A 19,046-nucleotide genomic window follows, 5' to 3' on the forward strand; every position below is an offset into this window, starting at 1 on the left:
CATCTCTCCACCCCAGTCCGCTTACAGCAGTCCAGCGTCGCGCAGCAGCTTCTGCGCCTTCTCGATGTTCTTGGGCAGCACGGTGGGATCGATGCGGGGGCTGCGCTTGATAATGTCGGCGTAGGGCAGCATGGTTGTAGGCTGCAAAATGTTGCCGATCACGGGGTACTCAAAGTTCACGCTCAGGAAGAACGTCTGGGCGTCCTTGGACACCAGCGCTTGCAGCAGCCGCACGGCGGCCCGCTGGTTCTTGCTGGTCTTCAGGATGCCCGCGCCTGTCGCGTTCCCGAGGTTGCCGATGTCGCCGTTCTTGAAGAAGTAGGTTTCGATGGGGTAGCTCAGCCGGTTCACGCGCTGGATGTAGTAATGGTTGGTGAGGGCCACGTCGATTTCTCCGGCCCGCATGGCTTCCAACATGCCCACGTTGCTGGTTTTGTAATCCTTGGGTTGCAGCGCCTTCATGCCCTCGATCCACGTTTTGGTGGTCGCTTCGCCGTATTTAGAGATCATGGCGGCCAGGAAATCCTGAAAGCTGGGGTAGCTGACCGTCCAGCCAATGCGTCCCTTCAGGCTGGTCATCTTGGGCAAGTCCAGCACGCTGTCGGGCAGGTCGGCGGGCTTAATTTTGGCGGTGTTGTAAGCCAGCGTTCGGAACCGGACAGTCGTGGGCAGCCAAGTGCGGTTGTCGGGCAAATAGTCGTCTGACACGTTGCGGGTCAGCGCAGTGCCCAGCTTGGAAAACTTGCCTTCAGCGGCCAGTTCACCCAGTGCGCCGACGGAGTTGCCCCAGTAAACGTCGGCTGGACTGCGTGCGCCCTCTTCCCGAATGGCGGCCACCAACTGCGCGTCGGTACCGTAACGCACGTTGACCTTGATGCCCGTCTGCTTTTCAAACTGCTGCACGACTGGATCGACGAACGTTTTGGCACGGCCAGAGTAGATGGTCAGGCTGGTGTTGGACTGGGCAAGGCTGGTTCCAGCCAGGAGCAGGGCGGTGGTGGCGAGTAGGACAAGCTTCATGCGCCAATCCTAAGTAAAACAATCGGATTAGTGAGGGATGAATGTCCCGAACTTTGGTTGATGCCTTCCGAAGGGGCGGCTGTAGACCGGAGGCCCTTGACGAATCAGGCGGAGCGTCGATGACAGGACAGAGCAACTTTGGGGACGCGGACCTCCAAGACTGTTCCAGCCACCGTGTTGGCAGGCTCAGGTGAACTTGTTGGCTTGCAGTTACACAGCATCCGAGCACCGGTACAAGCCACTGAGGTGTTCACGGTCACCTATCCGGAGCTTGAAGAGGGCGGCTACGTTTTGACTATCGGCTGGTTGCAGGCTTTCAAGTTTTAAGGCTTCAATGGTAGCGAGGTCGGACGGATAGGTCTGGTGGTGGGTGGGGATCTTGTCTTTGGGCATGTAAGGGTTCTTCCGCCGGCTCCAGTGGAGGCTCAGGCGGGCACACAGTATTGCTCAGAACCGTACGCTGGGGATCGCTCAAGCACCCGAGACTCAGCCCGGACAGTCTGCGTTTTGACCCAGAGACCAGTCTCCTCGCCTAAGACTTGCCCTCACCTCAAGGGGGCATCGCTGGAGATGCCCCCTCTCCACTTCAGGCTGGCCTTACTGCGGCGTCCTTTCTTGGGAGTGCCGGTGTCCAGACTTCTTCATGCAGGTTCGAAGGGCGTCCAGGTCGACTCCCCAGCGCTTCATCAACTCCGCAAATTCCGGACGCAAGACTTCCTCGCTCAGGAGGCATTTCCAGAGCTCACAGCCCTCCGTCTGGTCTGATCCTCTGGGGGGACGAACGGGCTGGTCACCCCCTTTCCAGACGGCCAAGCTGACTGTTTGCTCGCGGGTGAACGGCGTGCCCCGCAGGGTCACGCCCCTGGCCAGCACGCGCCCGACATACACCCCCGAAGAAAGGGCAACGCTCTGCACCTGATACGTTCCCGGTTCCCCTTCCAACAGATCCAAGGTGGTCATGCCACCCCCTGGGCGAGTCAACTCCAGCTGCAGCATGGCCCGCTTCTCCACGGGCAGACCGTACTCAGACAAGGTCGCCTGGAACGACAGGGTGGCGCCCGGCTCAAAGCTGCTCTGCTGGGCCTGCACGTCAAAGCGCAGGTTGGAATAGGTCTGCACCACGACGCTGTAGCGCGGGCCATGCGTCACGAAGCTTTGAAAGTGCTGTTTGTTCTCGCCTCGCCGCATCCGGATAGCCGTCTTCTTGAATTCATCTGGGTTGACCTTCAGTATGGCGAACCAGGTGCCCGTCTGCTGGCCTGTCCCGATGGCAACAGGCAGGGTAAAACGGAAATGGCGGGTCTGGTCGCCCCGGTTGACGCTGAGTCCCAATCCAGGCGCTGTGGTCTCGGTAATCACGGTCCCGTCCGGAGCTTCCAAGGCCAGCTCAATGACGTTTTCATCTGTCAGCAGCAGCACGGTGCAGTCCATATCGGCTTCGTTGACGAAAAAGGGCACGCGCACCGTGGCCTCAGGGGCCAAGTGACCTGAAGGATCGACGATGACGTCATGGTGGGTCACACCTGCCAAGATTTGCAGGAAATACTTGCTCAGACGGAAATAGTCGTCGATCGACGCGCTCAGGAGTCCCGTCAGCAGCAGGTACCCACCCGCGCTGTGGGACAAGCGCGTGAGGGCAGCGGTGTCCACCTGAGTTTCGCTGCCCAGACCGATCGCAAAGGTGCGGTCATCAATGGATGCCCCGACATCAGCAAGCCACAGCGGCGCATTTTCCAGGCCATCAGTGAGCACCACCAGCGCTTTATGGTCATACTGCCCCGCCGGAACCGCATTCAGCACCTGCCGGGCCCGTTCCACTCCGTCTCCCACGGACGTGTTGCCGTTGACATTGGTCTGGTGGCTGTTCACGGCACCGATAGCCGCCACCCGCCCAGGATCGAAGATGTTGTTGCTGAGCACGCGGGTGAGGGCCAGTCCAGGGAAGGCCGGATCATCGACGGCGTAGGCGTCGTGATCAAAGCGCACCAGCCCCACCGCATTGTTGGCCGGCACCAATTCCATGAACTTGCGGGCGGCGTCTTTGAGCACCTCCAGACGGGTGGCGCCGGAGCTGCCTGCCAGCCAAGCCATGCTGCCCGACTGATCCAGGGCCAGCATCACGGCCACCGTGGGACGCGCAATCGCCGTCGCCTTGAGGACAAAGGAGAACGTCTGACCCGATTCGGGGCATTCGAAGGTCACGCTTCCGTCTGGCACGGCCACGCCCGCTGCCCCCGCCGTAAAGGCCACCCAGAAGCGGGCCACCGCGTAAGGCTGAGCGCCCCGGTGAACGCTCAGCGTCCCGGAAGCCGGATGCAGCACGGAAAAGGGTGCCGCAGGCCCTGCCCCAGCCCGGACGCGAACGGTGACGTCTCCACAGCCATAGACATGGAACACCGCCGCCCGGACGGCCGTTTCGCCGGTCGGAACGCCCGTGAAGTCGAGGGTCGGGGGCATGGTGGCGTTGCTGACCTCGACCAGGCCGTGCGACGCGCCGTTGGTGTCGTAGCACGGGGGCGCCACGACCGAGGCGCGTTTATAGGTGTGGGGGTCGCCTTGAAATTCAGGGGACGCCCAGGGCCGAATGGGCAGTCCACCTGACCAAGGCTGAACATCGCTGTTGAGCGTGGGGTCGTCACTCGCCGTGCCGTACACGAATGCTGGATCCAGGCGCGGCGACTGTCCGGCCCGAGTCTGCCAAGCGGCAAACAGCCGATCCACATTGGAGTGCAGCAAGAACACAAAGGGATCCCGGAAAGAAATATGTTGCCCGCCCATATTGACAAAGCCGTGCATCTGATTGTGCAGGGCTTCGAGGAGCAGACTCATACTGGTGTAATCGGGGGCTCCGACGACCGCGTCGTCCTGCGCCGCCGTGGCCGGCGAGCCGGAGACAGAGCGGTTCACGGTTTGTGGAGGATCTGCGGCGTTCCCCGTGGCGTCTCGGTGCTGCGCCGCACTGGGAACGTAAAAGCCAGCGCTTAGCCAGGGTTCCCCGATCGGCGCTGGAGTGGGGCCGCCATAACCCATAAAATCCGGCGTGAACAGGTTGAGGGTGCCGGTGGTACTGCCGCCCAAGTTGGCATTGGGGATATTGCGGGGGTCTTGAGTCCAGTTCCAGTAGTGCAAGGAGAGCTGTGGATTGATCTCCCGCAGCAGCGTCTCCAACCGGTTCACAATTTCCCGGTGCCAAGGCACAAACTCCAGACCATCATGAACATGGGTGGATTGGTGCGTTTCATCTTGCTTAAACCACCACGTGACTCCGCCCGGCAAGGGGTCGCCCCGCGTGCCGGGGAAATAGCGGTGGTTGAGCTCGAGTAAGGCGTCACGCAGCAGGGCCCGTTCCGCGGGGTCAACAGAAGCGATGTTTCGGCGAATTCCGTCTCCAAGAGCCATAACGTCCCCCTACACAGGTGAGGGCCTGTGTATTCACTTTCAAGAGGCTGACGGTGAGTGGCGGTGCGGCAAACAACGTAAGTAGAGTTTCTGGGCGCCGGGTCGATCACCTCCTCACGCCCAGATGAACACGACGCACTGTCCTTTTCTTAAGAGCGGACGAGTTACTTCTAAACTGCATCATCTCCACGGCACGTGATCAACCCATGATCAAGGTGAACCGGCGAGGACAGCACGCCGACTAAGAATGAGCTGATTCAGGTCCCAAGGAACTTCCGCCGGGGAGAGGCTCCACGCGATCAAACCAGCCGCAGTCACCTCGCTGCCGAGCTGCTCAGGTTGTTCATGCCTGCGCTGTCCTGAGGTGAGGGGACGCTCTAGCTGCTGACATCATCCGCCGCACTGCCAAACTCTGGACATTACCAAGCCATCTGGCTCACTGGACAGAGCTGGCCAACGTTCGAGTACAGCTCGGGAGTGTACACGGCCGTCGGCCTGCTCTCGACGCTACCTCCCGGCCCCTAGGTCTGAAGTCAGGGCGTCCCGAATGCCCTGCGCGATGCCCAAGGCCACACGATCCAGATAATTGGCGTTTTGCAGGTTCAGTCCATCCACAGGATGACTGGTGTAGCCAATTTCGACCAAGGCGGCAGGCACCCGGCTGTTCTTCAAGACGGCCAAGGGCTGGTTAGATTTCAGGCCGCGGGAAAAGCTTCCGGTCGTTTCAATCACGCGGCGCTGCAGCAGGTTGGCGAGGTCATCCGACAGCGGGTGGTTCGGATTCCACCACGTTTCGATACCGTACCCGCGCAGCGCTGTCTGGGCTTCGAGCGCATTGACATGGATACTGACAAACAGCTGGGTGCCGGGGCCAGCCAGTTGCGCGCGGAGTTGTAAGTCCTTACTTTTTACACCGTCCAGTGCCTGGTCCGTCGTTCGGGTCAAGACCACGTCCACTCCGGCTGGCCTCAACAGATCGCGGACACGCAAGGCCACCGCCAAGGTGACTTCTTTCTCGATCACGCTGGCCACTGAGCCGGGATCCCGTCCGCCGTGACCCGGGTCGAGCACCACCCGGGGCGGCGCAAAGGCGGCGCTGAGGGCCAAGAGTGCGGCCCCGCTCGCCATCCGAACAGGAGGCACCGCGGCGAGCCGGCGTTCAGTGGCGGCCAACGGCGTCAGGTTGACCAGGGCGGGCGAGAGATCAATCGCCAGACGCGCCTGTGGAGTGCCCGGAGTGGGGGCCAGCAACTGGGCCCGCCACCCACTCCGGGGGGTGCTGGGCAGGCCCGTGACCAGATCCAAGGTGCTACCAGCGGCCGTTGGTTCCAGCCGCCAGCTGCGGAGCTCTGGACTGACGTTCTGAATGTGTTGAGGCAGAGCATTCACGCCGGTAAGTTCGATCCGGACTCCCAGGGCGTGCGGCTCGATCACGTAGCTTGTCCCTGGCGGCAAATCCAGCACCACACGGGTCAGGCCCGGAGTCGTGCCAAAACGCGGTGCACCCAGGAGCCCCCCAAGCGGCTGACCGGACACCCGGCCCGCCAGAGCGCTGGGACGGGACGAATCGGCGGTGGGCAAGGCCGGGGCCAGGGGCAATGCAGCGCCGGGCGAGACCGTATCGCCCGGCGGTAATTGATCGGCGTTTCCTGCTCGGGGCACAGCCGTGGAGGCCAGCGGAACCGCAGGCGTGCGGGCCACGGGAACAGAGGTCACGGACAACGCCCCCGCAGGACTCAGTCCCAAGGGGGCAGCCGCTTGCCCGGCAGCTGTGGTGAGCACTCCAGGCCGCGCCACTGCCCGCAGGGACTCGCTGGCGCCGCCCGTCACCGTTGATCCGAAATCGAGAATTAAGACCCGGGTGCCTGAAGCGAGCGTGGCTTCACTGGCCCGCCAACCCGCGCTGGCGGACAGGGCAAACGCAGTGCGAACCGAGACCCGCCCATCGCCGGCGCGGTACTCACTGACGCCAGAGCCCAAGGCGGCCATGAGCATCGGAACCACGCGGGCTCCCTCAATGTCAAGCGTCAATCCCGTCGTGGACGGGACGAGCGTATACGTGACGCCGGGACTCAGATCGAACACCACGCGGGTCTGGGCTCCACTGCTGCTGGTTCGAGGGTTGCCAAAGGTCGCCGTTTGCACCCCACTGCCATTCAGGCGACTGGGGGTGGGTGAGGCGGCGCTGGGCACCGTGGGGAGAGGCCGCAGTATCGGCGAGGTCTGGGCGGGCGATTGCCGCAAGAAAGGATCCGTACGGGCCGCGCCCTGTGCCCCTCCAGTTCCGCACAGCAGCGCACCTAACAGGAGCAAGGAAATCTTCATTGATTTTTCCACTGTAAAGCCAGGAGAGAAACAACGCAGTTACAAAGCTCATGGGCCGTTTGTCTGGACTTCCTGATGCCGAGGGTTCTTCTCGTCCAAGGGGACGCTGAGAGATCACCAGACCAAAAAAGCCGGTGCCTGTCAGGGGCACCGGCCACAACTCGAACGGATTTACATTCCGCGTTTCATCAGCCAGATGCGGAAGTCATACATCTCCTTGGCCTGAGCCGTCACAATATTGCGGGCCAAGGGCAAGATTTTTGAATTGGTGGTTTTTTGGAGGGCCACATTCGCCATGTCGATGGCGGAGGCGTGATGGGGAAGCATCCCCTGAACAAAGGCTACATCCGGGTTCTTGGCACTCTTGACCATGTTGGCCATGCCTGCCATCCCTTTCATCATGCTGGCGGCCATCGCCGCATCTTTGCCGCCGTAGGTCTTAAGGAGCGCGTTCATCTCATTGATCTCCCGGCTCTGATCCTTGATCACGGCATTCGCCCACGTTTTCACAGTGGCGTCCTTGCTCACCGGCAAGACGGCCCGCGCCATATCGACGGCCATCTGGTGGTGGGGCACCATCATGCTCAGAAAGGCGCGGTCAAAGGCCTTCCCACTCAGTTTCTCTAACTCACTCATGTCCATGGCGCCCATGGCCATGCCAGACATCGGTGCCGACGTTTTGGTGCCCATCGGCATGGCCCCCATCTGACTATGATCCATCCCGCCCATACTGTTCTGAGCAAAAGCAAAAACGCCGAGCCCTAAGGCTGCCGTGACGATCACAACGGGAATACTTTTCATGGGGTGACTCTAGAGGTGCCCTGTTAAGTTCGTGTAAAGCTGGGAGAGCCTCAAGTGTTCCTGAATGCAGGCTCGTTCCCTCAAGCTCAGTTGAAGCGTCATAGAGCGGAACCAAGAGGTGTCGATCTTTTTTCTCCTCTCCCTTCTGAGAGGCCGGTGTGGGTGTGATACGGGATGAAAAAGAGTCTCGTCCATGTTGGTGTTGCCCTCTCGACTTGTGGGAGAGGGCCCAGGGGGCATACCAATGGCCTACCCGCCCTGGGTCAAGGATTCATGGGAGTTCCGTAGGATTGGATTACTTCTGCACAGGCGCCAACAGCCCATTGCCCGGATGCAGTGGGCCGTAACGCCGCCCGGTGTCGCGCCAGCCGGTGCCGACGCGCACGCTGGTGGGCAGGCCCGGAATGATCCAACCTCCCACATCGGTGGCGCGGGCAAAGGCCACATTCAGCGCTGTGAGGCCTTCGCGCTTCAGGAAGGCCCCAGCCGTAGCAGGCGTTTCTCCGATGTTGACAGCCAAAACTCGCACCCGGCCCGCACGCTGCGCCGCGAGCAGCAACGGCAATTCAGCGCGGCAGGGCGCACACCAACTGGCCCAAAAGTTAACGATTAAAGGTTTTGAATCGCTGGGGGCAGCGGCCGTGCTGACCTTCAGCGTGGGCAAGGTAGCTCCGGCGCTGGCCTGCCCTCCGGCAGAAACCAAGCTGATACAGAGCAACGCAGACAACTGGCGCATGTGCTGGTCAGCTTGAGCGGAAGACGTCAGAGAGACGTCATACGGGATTAAACTGAGTTCTTCAGTACAAGGCTGCAGGATTGACCGGTTGACCATTTTGGGTGATCCGGTAATCCACATGCGGGCCGGTACTGTTGCCTGTACTTCCCACGCGGGCAATCACGTCCCCCATCTGCACCTGCGCGCCCAAGCGGGCCAGATTGGCGCTGTTGTGACTGTAGCTGGTCTTGAGCCCCCCACCGTGGTCGATAACGATGGTCCACCCCCACCCGGTGCGGCCATCAAAACGGCTCTCCGTCACCACACCGGCGCGCGCTGCGCGGATCAGTGTGCCGGTGGGAGCGGCGAGGTCAAGCCCTTCGTGACCCGTCCGGTAAGGCGTGGTCAGCCGCCCCTGCACAGGCATCACGGCAGTGACCCGGATCCCTGTCGCCTGGATTCGGGGAGCTGGAGAGGCCGAGCGTCGAATCAAGACCGGTGCGGGGGGGAGAGTGAGCTTCTGTCCCACCTGCAGGGCGCGGCGCGGGTCGACTCGGGGATTGGCCGCCAACAGGGCACTCATGCCGATCTTGTATTGCCGGGAGAGGCCACTCAAGGTGTCGCCTCTTTTGACGACCACGCTGCCCGAAGCCGCTGAAGGGCCAGGAACTTGCAGCACCGTGCCCACCTGAAGCAGACGGGGATTCAGCCCGGGATTGAGTTGCAGCAACGCTTGAGACGTGGTGCCTGACCGACTGGCCAGTCCGCTCAGGGTATCTCCTGGACGCACCTGAAGCGTGGCCGCTCCCGCAAAAGCAATCGTTGTCAGTAGTACAGTGGCGAGGGTTCGAATTGGCATGGATGAAGGCAACCTAGCAAGCTTGTGTAAAGATCGTATGAACCTCAGTCGCCCAACATGAGAAGAGACGGCAACACTTGAAGAGGGGCTCAGGCTCCCAGACATTCAGGGCTGGGCCGCCGACTCACGGAGCCTCAGGCTGACGTGGCACAGGGGACTGAGCAGGGCTCATGGCATACAGGGAAAACAGGGCTGCGGAGATCTCTTTGAACACAGGCGCGGCCAGCTGCGACCCTTGATAATCGCGCTGCGCACCGCGCACCATCACAGCCACCGTAAATCTGGGCTGTTCGGGAGGACTAAATCCCGCAAAAGTACTGGTGAAGACGTTTGGACTGTAGCGGCCACCGACTACCACCTGGGCGGTACCGGTCTTGCCTGCCACGTGATAGCCAGGCAGTTCCGCCTTGGTTTTGATGCCGTCATCGATGACGGCATGCAGCATCGCTTGCATCTGGCGGGCCGTTTCCGGTTTGATGACCTGATACCTGTTGAGCGGCTTGCTGCCCTGTAGCAGATACGGCGGCAGAAAGCGGCCACCTGCGGCCAAGACATTAAAAGCGGCCGCCATCTGAATGGTGGTTGCCGTCATGCCTTGCCCGAAGGCCATGGTGGCCTGCCCCAGAGGCGTCCACGAGGCGGGATCACGCAGCAGACCATTCGAGGTCGGCAGGCCCAAGGTTACGTCTTGTCCCAGACCAAAGGCCGTGAAGTACCGGTACAGCAGCGCGGACGGAACACCCTCGACCAAATGCGTCATGCCCACGTTGCTCGAGTAGCGCAGAACCTGCTGTGTACTGAGCTGCGGAGGATGCGGCACGATGTCATTGATAGTCGCTCCGGCATACCGCCGCGCCATCGGGGTGTCATACAGCGTCTCGGGCGTCGTCAATCCCGCGTCCAGCAGGGCGGCGACGGTGAGCGGCTTGATGACACTGCCCGGCTCATACTCATCCAAGACTGCCCGGTTGCGCCACCGTGTGGCGGGAGCCGTTTCCCAGGCGTTTGGGTCAAACCCTGGTACAGACGCTGCGGCAATCACGGCGCCTGTTTGACTTTCCAGCACGACGGCAGAGGCAAATTCCGCGTTCGTCCGGGCCACAGCCGCCATCAAAATTCGCTCTGCTGCTTCCTGAATTCGGGCGTCCAAGGTCAAGGCCACGGTCTTCCCTTGCCGGAGCGCTGCCTCCTGGGTTCGTTCCAGGCCTTCGAGCCCTTCGGTGCGGCCCACAAAACCCACGATGGGCGACATGGTCGTGCCGAGTGGATAGACCCGCGCTGTCACGGGACCGGACGCGAGCAGAGATCCGTCCGCGCTGACCACTCGCCCGCGCTCCTCCACTGGGCTGGGCCACCGAACCAACGCCCGTTGCGGGAAGATCACCCGGACAAACGTGAGGCCCACAAGCAGGAAAGAAAGCAAAAAGACCGTCCCTAAGAAAAAAAAGCGGTGGGTCACTGGTCGAACGGAGAAGAACGGGTTCATATTAGCTGTTGATCACCTCAGGAGCTTGCTTGCCGGAAGTGTAGGAGGCTCTTGTTTCCGTTGTGTTAAGCGGTTAACGGAAATTGAACACTGGAGGCCTACCGTAGCCACGTGACAGACCGCATTTATTTTCGCGCCTGGCGGCAACGGCTTGGCAACTCGGCCTCCTGGCCGTGGCTGCCTGACAGTGCAGCAGGACTCACCTTTGCACTGTTCCTGATGGTCCCTGTTCTGGCGGCGCTGAGCGTCTTGCCTCTCACGTGGCTTCATCTCCGGGTCGCCCAGAGCCAGACCGTCCGCCAGAGTGCGGGGCGGGGTTTTGCTTTCGCGCTCTCTTTCTTTGCGGTGCACCTGGCTTGGCTGCCGCAAAGTATGGCCACGACCCTGGGACCTTTGGGTGGGAGCCTCACCCTCCTGGTCATTCCGTTGAGTGCCCTGACCTGGACCGCTGGACTCGCGCTCACGCGGCGTTTGGCGGGGTCATCCACCCTGCTGGCGCTGCCTTTTGCCTGGGTGATCATGGAATGGCTCCGGACGCAAGGCAGCTTGGCCTTTCCTTGGGGCGCTCCAGGGTACGCGCTCGTTGACACCCCTTTGGCTCAACTGGCCAGTCTGGGGGGCGTGTCCCTGTTGACCTTTACGTTGACGGCGGGGGCCAGCGCCTTGGGGTATGTCGTGGCCCCCGCGCGCCGTCTCCGTGGACGATTGGCTGTCCTCTTCGGCTTGCTGTCTGCCTTGACCGGTGCGGCCGTCTGGGGATCCGTCCAACCCCAGAGCCTCACCACCTCCCAGACGGCTTTGCTGGTTCAGGGCAACCTCGATCCGCGCCTGAAGATGCAGGGCGCAGATCAAGACGCAGTCAATCTCTACTTGAGGCTCACCCAGACGGCTCTGCGTGGTCAAGCGGCCGATCTCGTGGTGTGGCCAGAGACTGCTGTCCCACTGCAGCCGACCGCCCCTGTTCTAGGAGCAGCCCTCCAGCGCTTGGGTGCGCCGCTGATCTTGGGCGCTCCAGGAGACGTGCCGGGACAGCTGCGGAACAGCGCTTATGGGGTGACGGCCAGCGGCGTTGGCCGCCGACAGGACAAACGGGTCTTGGTGCCGTTTGGCGAGCAGCTTCCTTTTGAAGGTCTCCTCAGGCCTCTCTACCGCTCCGTCCTCACTGCCTTGGGGTTGCCCGGATACAGGAGTTTGACCCCGGGCCAGCTGACGACGGTCCTTCCTGTGGGCTTGGTTCGTGCTGGCGTCAGCATCTGCTACGAATCCGTCTTTGCTCGGCTCAGCCGACAAGCGGTCCAGCAGGGGGCCAATCTCTTGATCGTGATCTCCAATGATGCGTGGTTTGGCACCCGGGGAGGGGCAGAACAGCATTTTCAAATGGGGCGGATACGCGCCATCGAGACCCGCCGCTATCTGCTGCGGGCGGGCAATGATGGCGTCAGTGCCGCCATCGATCCTTGGGGCCAAGTTCTGAACCGTGCTCCACGCGGCGTTCAGGGCGCCTTCACTGTGGCTTACCGGTTGATGCAGGATCAGACCCCTTACGTTCGGTGGGGAGAGTGGGTGGGGTGGAGCAGCGTGATGGTGCTTGCCGGAATCGTTCTGGTTCGCCGTTGGGGCCCCCGCCGGAAGGCCAAGCACGTAGACTCCCCGGAGGCTTGAACGGAATGGGGCGTGCCGTTGCGCCCGCAGTCCAGCCGCTGCGGTGTCTGGGAGAGCGTAGAACAGTAGGGAAGCCGGAACCACTTCAACATTCAAAGGGGCGTCAGCGTGTCAACTCGCGATTCCGTCGTGCTGATCTCCAGCAGAGCCAGACAGTTGAATAGAGTACTGTCCATGCATGCGGCACCTCTTGCTCACCAGTCTGATCGTGTTGAGCGGACTCACTTCCTGCAACACCCTCACCGCGCCAGCGAAAGAATGTTCCACCTTGACACTGCCACCTGAACTCAGTCTGAGTCAGATGGAGGTTCGTCTCGGTCAGCCGGTCAACATCAAAATCACGGTGCCCAGTCCCCAAGCCTGTGGGGGCTATGAGACATGGAGGGTGGCCACTTATTTCAACACCTCTGGGCGAACCTTGTTCAGAAAGGATGACTCTCCGTTGGTCTTTGAGACCACCTGGACCCCGCTTCCTGATGAGGTGATCCTCCCGCCATCAGGCGTGGCCGAAGTTCCTATTTTTGCTCGTGCTGATACCAACATGGGAACGTTCTGGGCCTACCCGAAGCCAAACCCCATGGAGGCAACACGCAGGCCCTCCAACGTGATCCTGCTCAGGGTCACCGCCCCTTGAGTTCAGGCGTTTGAGTAAGAAAAGCTGAAGTCTGGTACCAGGTTTTTATCTTGGACCCGGTCTGAAAGCTGACACGAATTGCAATTCGGCATACCAGCGCGACTTCAAAGACTGAAGTAGTGGACCGTCCACTTTGGTCTATCAAAGCAACAGGAGCCCTCAGTCGCAGTTCTGATGGGTCAAAATGCCTGGGCCATAGGGGGTCAAAATCGGAATCCACCCTTCCGTGAGCTCCTGAAGACGTGCTGAATCAAATTCAAGGGATGCAGGTTCGTCTTTGTCTCGGTTTGTCTGCCACAGTGGAATTCGCCCGATAATTTCTGCCAACGCTTGGAGATCACGCTCTTGCCATCGTTCGTAGGATGTTCCTGGGTATATCGGATTCCCGCTATACCCACCAAAGAACAGTTTTAAGACGTTGAGGTGGTGAGGGTTAAAAAGCGGAATCGCAAACCCTTCTACCTCCCGCTCTTCATTGGCGTAGCCACCGACCTGCGAGGCATACACCACGCCGGTCGGGGCCTGCACGATAACCACCAAACCAGCCCCCTGAGATCCGTCAGGGTCGAGAAACACATATGCCCGTTCATCCATGCAAACCTATTTTGATCCTGAAAAATTGACAGAGCGAAGTGGACGATCCAGGAGTTACAGTTCTATGGACTGAGCTGCCTCAGCCCAAGCCGAGTGGGATCCAGGGACAGGTGAGCCAACCCGTGTGGACGTCGCAGAGCGCAAAGCGTTTTCTACTACTCCAGGTCTCGCAGTGGCCGGGCAACCGCTTCGATGGCCCGTAGGCCTTGGCCAAACCGGGCCATGCTGTCCCGGTGCCGCTCCAGTTCTCCATACGGCAGATACCGGACATCCAGATCCCGAACCCGGCTGAAAGCGGGACGGCGCAGTTGATCCATGACGCTGTGCTCCCGGCCATCAGGAGCGACAAGATAGAGCCGGGCCACCGCCTGTTCCGGCGCCCCCAACGCCAAATCCAGCATCCGTACAATGCCTGAATAGATGCTGGTGGTGTGTTCCACCTCGAACGCGGCGCTCACCTCAGACGAGACGTTGTCCAACCAGAGCACGTCAATCAGCCGCACCGCATCGGCACCCGGGCGCCCCGTAATGCTGGCGGGCAACGTGGTCACGCAGCCGTCTCCCAGTTTTCCTCCGGCGTAGGGACGCGAGACATCATTGGCTGCAATCCACACCCCGAATCCCAAGGCGAGACCCAAGTCACGCAGCCAGCCCTGAACTTCTGTGTGGGTGCGGTCATTTTCGTTCGCAGTACTTCTTGCTTTGGCTGCTGCCGCCGTCTCTTCGCGGACAAGGGCCAGATCCATCTGCCAAGCGTGGAGGGCGGCGCCGTCCTCTGCCGGAGGAGGTGGACGGTAGCGCCCACTGCCCAGATCAAACATCAGGCCAGCCACGGCGCCCAAATCATTGGACAACAGATGCCGGTGCTCCGCCGTCAGCCGGAAGAGGCCCCGTCGCAGCGCCAGATACTCTTCCCAACTTCCCAATTTCACTTTGGCACCAGTTAAAGCGTTGTACCCATTGACGATCGCCGTATTGAAAGGAGGCATGTGGGTAGGATGCAGAAAATACATCAGGTTCGCGGCCGCGGGTCCGAGGCCTTTAATGCGGTGACGGTCGAGGGTCCGAACCGCCTCAACCAGTTCGTCCGCTTCCGTGCAGCAAACGCAGGTATCAAGAAACTGTCCGAAAGCTCGCTGATTGGCTGGACTTTCGTAGATATCCGGAATACGCAACTTGGGTTTCCACAAAAAGGCGTGATCCGCCCCCTTAAAAATCTGGCGCTGTTCAGCAATCGAATGCACGACAGTCTCGAGACTTGAGCCGCGGTACTGGGTACCGAAGGTATCGTCGCGAATATCGCGGACGACAGTTTGAATGCCGCGCCGAATCGAACGGAAATTTTTAAGCCGCTCTTCCCATAAAAACCAAGTTTGGTAGGTCGCGCCCGGGTCACTGCGCCAACGGCGCAGGAGGGCGTCGAGGGGCAGGCTGGCAGTCGGAGAAGTCACGTTGCCGTGTAGGGTAGCATTCCAGCCCGGATCGCTCTCAAGCGGCCTCTTCGGGCATCTCAGTCAGGGGTGGCGGCACTGGAAATCGTCCGCCGCCCCTGGGCAGAGGCCACACATCCTTCTGAAGGAGGGTTGAAGAGCGGATGGAGGAACCCTCGCCCGTACCCCGCGCTGAACTCCCGTGACGTGGCGTTCGCGTCACATGTCAGGTGGACAGTTGCTGTCTGGGTGGGTACAGCGCGTAGTTCGCAGCTTGGGCCGCCTGCGCGCCCCCGTGCACTGCGGAGGCCACCTGATCGCTGTGGTGATCGGTCACGTCGCCTGCCGCGTAAAAGCGCGGCAGATTCGTGTGGTATTTCGGGTCAACGTTGATCATCCCACGTTCGGTCAACGTGATAGGCAGGTGCCGCAGCAGTTCAGTGTTCGGATCAGAACCGTACAGGCTGAAGATCAGGTCTGCGGTCAGGCTCTCTCCAGAGGTCAGGAGGACGCGCTCAATCTCCTGGCCTTTCAGCCGCACACTCCGCACCTCCCCGGTCCTCACCTGAATGCCGCCCGCCTGGAGCTTGCGGCGTGCCCCAGGCGACAATTCGTCTTTCCCAGGTTCGACCAGCAAAGTCACGCGGGAGGTGTAGGTCAGGAACTGCAGGGCGTCCTCGGCCGCAGCGTCAATATTGCCGAGCAGCAAAATCTCCCGGTCGAGTGTTCGCCAGCCGTCACAGACGATGCACCAGAACAGCTGTTTGCCGACCAGGCGGCGGGCTCCCCGGAAGGTCGGCCAGCGGTCGCGCACTCCCGCCGCCCAGATCACTGTCCGCGCGATTGCCTGCCCAGACGTGGTCGCCAACGTGAAGCCTTCTTGCCCCGGCAGGAGATCGATCTGCTCGACCCGGCCCTGATGCGGAACCACCCCAAAGCGCTCTGCCTGCGCCACCCCGAGGGCACGCAGCCGCCGGGCACTGACCCCCTTAGGGAAGCCCAGATAGTTCTCGTTGTGCTGCCCGTACACCCAGCGCCCTTCCCCACTGTCAATCAGCAGGGTCGTGCGCCGGAAGCGCCCCATGTACACCGCCGCGGACAGCCCAGCCGGGCCACCCCCGACAATCACGCAGTCATACGTCATGGACTGCTGTGGCACGTGAGTTGGAGGCGACGCGACCGAATTATCCATGGAAAGGTGGCTGAAGCGTCTCACGAAGTCGCACGAGAAGTTCTTCCGCCTGCTCATATCCAGGCCGTAGGTAGACGGTGGCAAAGGTCGTCCAGTCCTGCACCGCCGCAACTTCCTGACCCCCGTCATGCAGCTTGAGATGCGGATACACGCCGTATTCCACGAAGCAGGCGAACTCAGCCGCCAGTTGTTCCAGTGCCAGCGTGTTGGCGGGTGTCCAGTTGAGGGTGTAGGGCAGCGCGAAGCAGGGTTTGCCGCAGGAGCCACCCATCCCGATCAGCGGGAGTCCCGCCACAGTGGGCGTCGTGGCGCGGGTTCGGGTTCGCTCCAGGAAAGCGAGTCGGTCAAGCGCGAGGTCTTTGCTGGGGAGTTTCTGGGCTGCAATCCAGGGACCGACCGTCAGTTTGGTCATATCAGGTTTCCTTTCGCGGGAGGTGCGGCGAGCAGGTGGGATGAGGGGCTGGCCGGGCCGGGCTTGACAGGGGGCTTAAAGCTGCGCAGGCGCAGGGCGTTGCTGAGGACAAAGATGCTGGAAAAGCCCATCGCTGCCGCGGCCAGGACAGGGCTGAGCAACCAGCCGAGCGCGTGGAACAGGGTTCCTGCCGCGACCGGAATCAGCACGATGTTGTACGCGAAGGCCCAGAACAGGTTGAGGCGGATGTTCTTCAGGGTGGCCCGGCTCAGGGCAACGGCATTCGGGACGCCGCGCAAGTCACCACTCATCAGGATGACGTCGGCGGTCTCGACGGCGACGTCGGTTCCGGTGCCGATGGCGAGGCCGACATCCGAGACGGCCAGCGCGGGCGCGTCGTTGATGCCGTCCCCAACAAACGCCACCCGCTGCCCGCTGGCCTGAAGCGCTGTGATGGCGTCGCTTTTGCCGCTGGGCAAAACCTCGGCCAGCACGGTGTCAATGCCGAGCTGCTTGGCAATCGCGTTGGCCGTGCGCCGGTTGTCTCCCGTGATCATGGCCACCTTCAGCCCCTGAGCATGCAGCGCGCGCACCGCGTCGAGGCTGCCTGCTTTGATCGGATCCGCCACGGCCAAGATGGCGGCCAGCTGGCCATCGATGGCCGCGTACAGGGGACTCTTGCCTTCATCACCCATCTGGGCTGCCTGCGCTTCAAAGCGGTTGACGTCCAGGCCGAGCTGCGCCATGTAGCGGTCTGCACCCACCTGAATCAGACGGCCCTGAAGACTGGCTTCTAGTCCGAATCCAGGCACGGCCTCGAACCGGTCGACCTGCTGGAGAACAGCTCCCTCCTGCTGGGCGGCCGTCACGATGGCGCGGGCGATGGGATGCTCGCTCTGCTCTTCGGCTGAGGCCACCAAGGCCAGCACCTCAGTACGCTCAAAGCCCGGCGTTAACACAAAATCGGTCAATGCTGGATGGCCTTCTGTCAGCGTACCGGTTTTGTCCAGCGCCACCACCTGCACCTGCTGGAGTCCCTCCAACGCCGCGCCGTTTCTGAACAGCACCCCGAGTTCAGCGGCCTTGCCCGTGCCGACCATCACGCTGACCGGAGTGGCCAGACCCATCGCGCAGGGGCAGGCGATGATCAGCACTGCCACCGTATTCACCAGTGCGTAACTCAGCGCCTGTGGGCCACCGAAGAGCATCCAGGCCAGGAAGGTCAGGGCGGCGATACCCAGCACGATCGGGACGAACACGGCCACGACCTGATCCGCCAGACCCTGAATCGGGGGCTTGCTGCCCTGGGCACTCTCCACCAGTTTGATGATCTGGGCCAGCGCCGTATCTGCACCGACCTTGGTCGCGCGGAACTGAAAGGCTCCGGTCTGATTGATGGTACCGCCGACCACAGGTGCCCCCAGCTGCTTACTGACGGGCACCGGCTCACCAGTAATCATGCTCTCGTCCACGTAACTGCTGCCGCCGGTGACCTCGCCGTCCACTGGGACTTTTTCGCCGGGCCGCACCGCGATCAGGTCCCCGACCAGCACCTCATCGGTGGGCAGTTCCAGCTCCGTCCCGCCCCGAACCACACGGGCGGTTTTGACCTGCAGGCCCAGCAGCTTCTTCATCGCTTCGCTGCTGCGTCCTTTGGCAATGGCTTCAAAGTACTTGCCCAGCAAAATCAGGGTGATCACGACGGCAGACGCTTCGTAATACACGTGCGCTGTGCCTTCCGGAAAAATCTGCGGCATCAGCGTAACGGCCAAGCTGTAGAAGAACGCGGCGCTGGTGCCGATCATGACCAGCGTGTTCATGTCGGGTGAGCGGTGCCGCAGCGCCGCCCAGCCCTGACGGTAAAAGCGTCTGCCGGGGCCAAACTGTACGGGAACGGCAAGCGCCAACATGATCCAGTTCATGGCTGTTCCCAAGCGCTCCATCAACCACATTTCGGCAGGCATCCAGAGCATCGGCAGCATGGCAATTAGGAGCAGGGGAACGGCAAACAGGGCGCTGAACAGCACGGAGCGCCTCAGTTCCTGCACTTCTTTCTCTTTGGCCTCGCGTTCCGCGTCGCCGCGGGTTTCCCCAGCTGCGGTCTCCAGCACCGCGTAGCCGCTCTCCCGCACCGCCGCTTTGAGTTGGCCGGGGCTGACGGCGGAGGGCAGGTACTGCACGGTGGCCCGCTCGGTGGCCAGGTTGACGCTGGCGTCCAGCACTCCGTCCACCTTTTTCAGGGCCCGTTCCACCCGGCTCACGCAGTTGGCACAGGTCATGCCTTGTACCCCCAGCTCCAGGGAACTGGTAACCGGTTCATAGCCGACGTCTTTGACCTTGTCGAGCAGAAGTTGCGGCGTGGTCAGGGCCGGGTCGTAGGTCACAGAGGCGCGTTCGGTCGCCAGATTGACCGTCACCTCATCTACCCCTTCTACTTTTTTCAGGCCGCGCTCGACTCGGCCGACACAACTGGCGCAGGTCATGCCCTGCACCCCCAGTTCCAGTGTTTTAATCATC

14 protein-coding genes are annotated in these 19,046 nt (G+C 61.6%); 2 read left to right on the forward strand and 12 right to left on the reverse strand.

The genetic code is table 11. From position 1 onward, the window contains the following. Positions 1-21: 21 nt before the first annotated feature. From F561_RS0107720 to F561_RS0107755, 7 genes are all read right to left on the reverse strand, one after another. Positions 22-1,020: an extracellular solute-binding protein gene (locus tag F561_RS0107720; RefSeq protein ID WP_019009379.1), complete on the reverse strand. Its 999-nt coding sequence runs from the start codon at positions 1,018-1,020 to the stop codon at positions 22-24. Positions 1,021-1,617: 597 nt separating this feature from the next. After that, entirely contained in the window at positions 1,618-4,419 is a 2,802-nt protein-coding gene (locus F561_RS0107730) for a tyrosinase family protein (protein WP_019009381.1), read from the reverse strand. 507 nt (positions 4,420-4,926) lie between these two features. After that, positions 4,927-6,744 (reverse strand): N-acetylmuramoyl-L-alanine amidase, encoded by a 1,818-nt coding sequence (locus F561_RS0107735; protein ID WP_019009382.1) that lies wholly within the window; start codon positions 6,742-6,744, stop codon positions 4,927-4,929. 171 nt (positions 6,745-6,915) lie between these two features. Further along, positions 6,916-7,545, reverse strand: a complete 630-nt coding sequence (locus tag F561_RS0107740) for a DUF305 domain-containing protein (RefSeq protein ID WP_019009383.1) — start codon at positions 7,543-7,545, stop codon at positions 6,916-6,918. 295 nt (positions 7,546-7,840) lie between these two features. Continuing rightward, on the reverse strand, positions 7,841-8,281 hold the full coding sequence (locus F561_RS27155) for a TlpA family protein disulfide reductase (RefSeq protein ID WP_019009384.1): 441 nt from the start codon (positions 8,279-8,281) through the stop codon (positions 7,841-7,843). Positions 8,282-8,342: 61 nt separating this feature from the next. After that, complete coding sequence (locus tag F561_RS0107750) at positions 8,343-9,119, reverse strand: peptidoglycan DD-metalloendopeptidase family protein (RefSeq protein ID WP_026298695.1); 777 nt, start codon at positions 9,117-9,119, stop codon at positions 8,343-8,345. 124 nt (positions 9,120-9,243) lie between these two features. After that, the gene (locus F561_RS0107755) at positions 9,244-10,542 is read right to left on the reverse strand and encodes a peptidoglycan D,D-transpeptidase FtsI family protein (RefSeq protein WP_245556467.1); all 1,299 of its coding nucleotides are present in this window, start codon (positions 10,540-10,542) and stop codon (positions 9,244-9,246) included. Positions 10,543-10,716: 174 nt separating this feature from the next. Between F561_RS0107755 and lnt the strand changes: the two genes are divergently transcribed. After that, positions 10,717-12,267, forward strand: coding sequence for an apolipoprotein N-acyltransferase (lnt, locus tag F561_RS0107760; RefSeq protein WP_019009387.1), 1,551 nt, complete (start codon positions 10,717-10,719; stop codon positions 12,265-12,267). Between the two features lie 178 nt (positions 12,268-12,445). Next, positions 12,446-12,901: a hypothetical protein gene (locus F561_RS0107765; protein WP_019009388.1), complete on the forward strand. Its 456-nt coding sequence runs from the start codon at positions 12,446-12,448 to the stop codon at positions 12,899-12,901. Between the two features lie 159 nt (positions 12,902-13,060). Here F561_RS0107765 and F561_RS0107770 read toward each other — a convergent pair whose 3' ends face one another. From F561_RS0107770 to F561_RS0107790, 5 genes are all read right to left on the reverse strand, one after another. After that, entirely contained in the window at positions 13,061-13,495 is a 435-nt protein-coding gene (locus F561_RS0107770) for a DUF6210 family protein (RefSeq protein ID WP_019009389.1), read from the reverse strand. Positions 13,496-13,650: 155 nt separating this feature from the next. Continuing rightward, on the reverse strand, positions 13,651-14,946 hold the full coding sequence (locus F561_RS0107775; RefSeq protein WP_019009390.1) for a hypothetical protein: 1,296 nt from the start codon (positions 14,944-14,946) through the stop codon (positions 13,651-13,653). Between the two features lie 205 nt (positions 14,947-15,151). Further along, the gene (locus F561_RS0107780) at positions 15,152-16,069 is read right to left on the reverse strand and encodes an NAD(P)/FAD-dependent oxidoreductase (protein ID WP_019009391.1); all 918 of its coding nucleotides are present in this window, start codon (positions 16,067-16,069) and stop codon (positions 15,152-15,154) included. Positions 16,070-16,109: 40 nt separating this feature from the next. Continuing rightward, a complete protein-coding gene (locus F561_RS0107785; protein ID WP_019009392.1) occupies positions 16,110-16,529 on the reverse strand; it encodes a hypothetical protein in 420 nt (139 codons plus the stop codon). Next, positions 16,526-19,045 (reverse strand): heavy metal translocating P-type ATPase, encoded by a 2,520-nt coding sequence (locus F561_RS0107790; RefSeq protein WP_019009393.1) that lies wholly within the window; start codon positions 19,043-19,045, stop codon positions 16,526-16,528. Before F561_RS0107790 ends, F561_RS0107785 begins: the two co-directional genes overlap by 4 nt. Between the last annotated feature and the right edge of the window lies 1 nt (position 19,046).

The organism is Deinococcus aquatilis DSM 23025, assembly GCF_000378445.1.
In the GTDB taxonomy this organism is placed as follows: domain Bacteria; phylum Deinococcota; class Deinococci; order Deinococcales; family Deinococcaceae; genus Deinococcus; species Deinococcus aquatilis.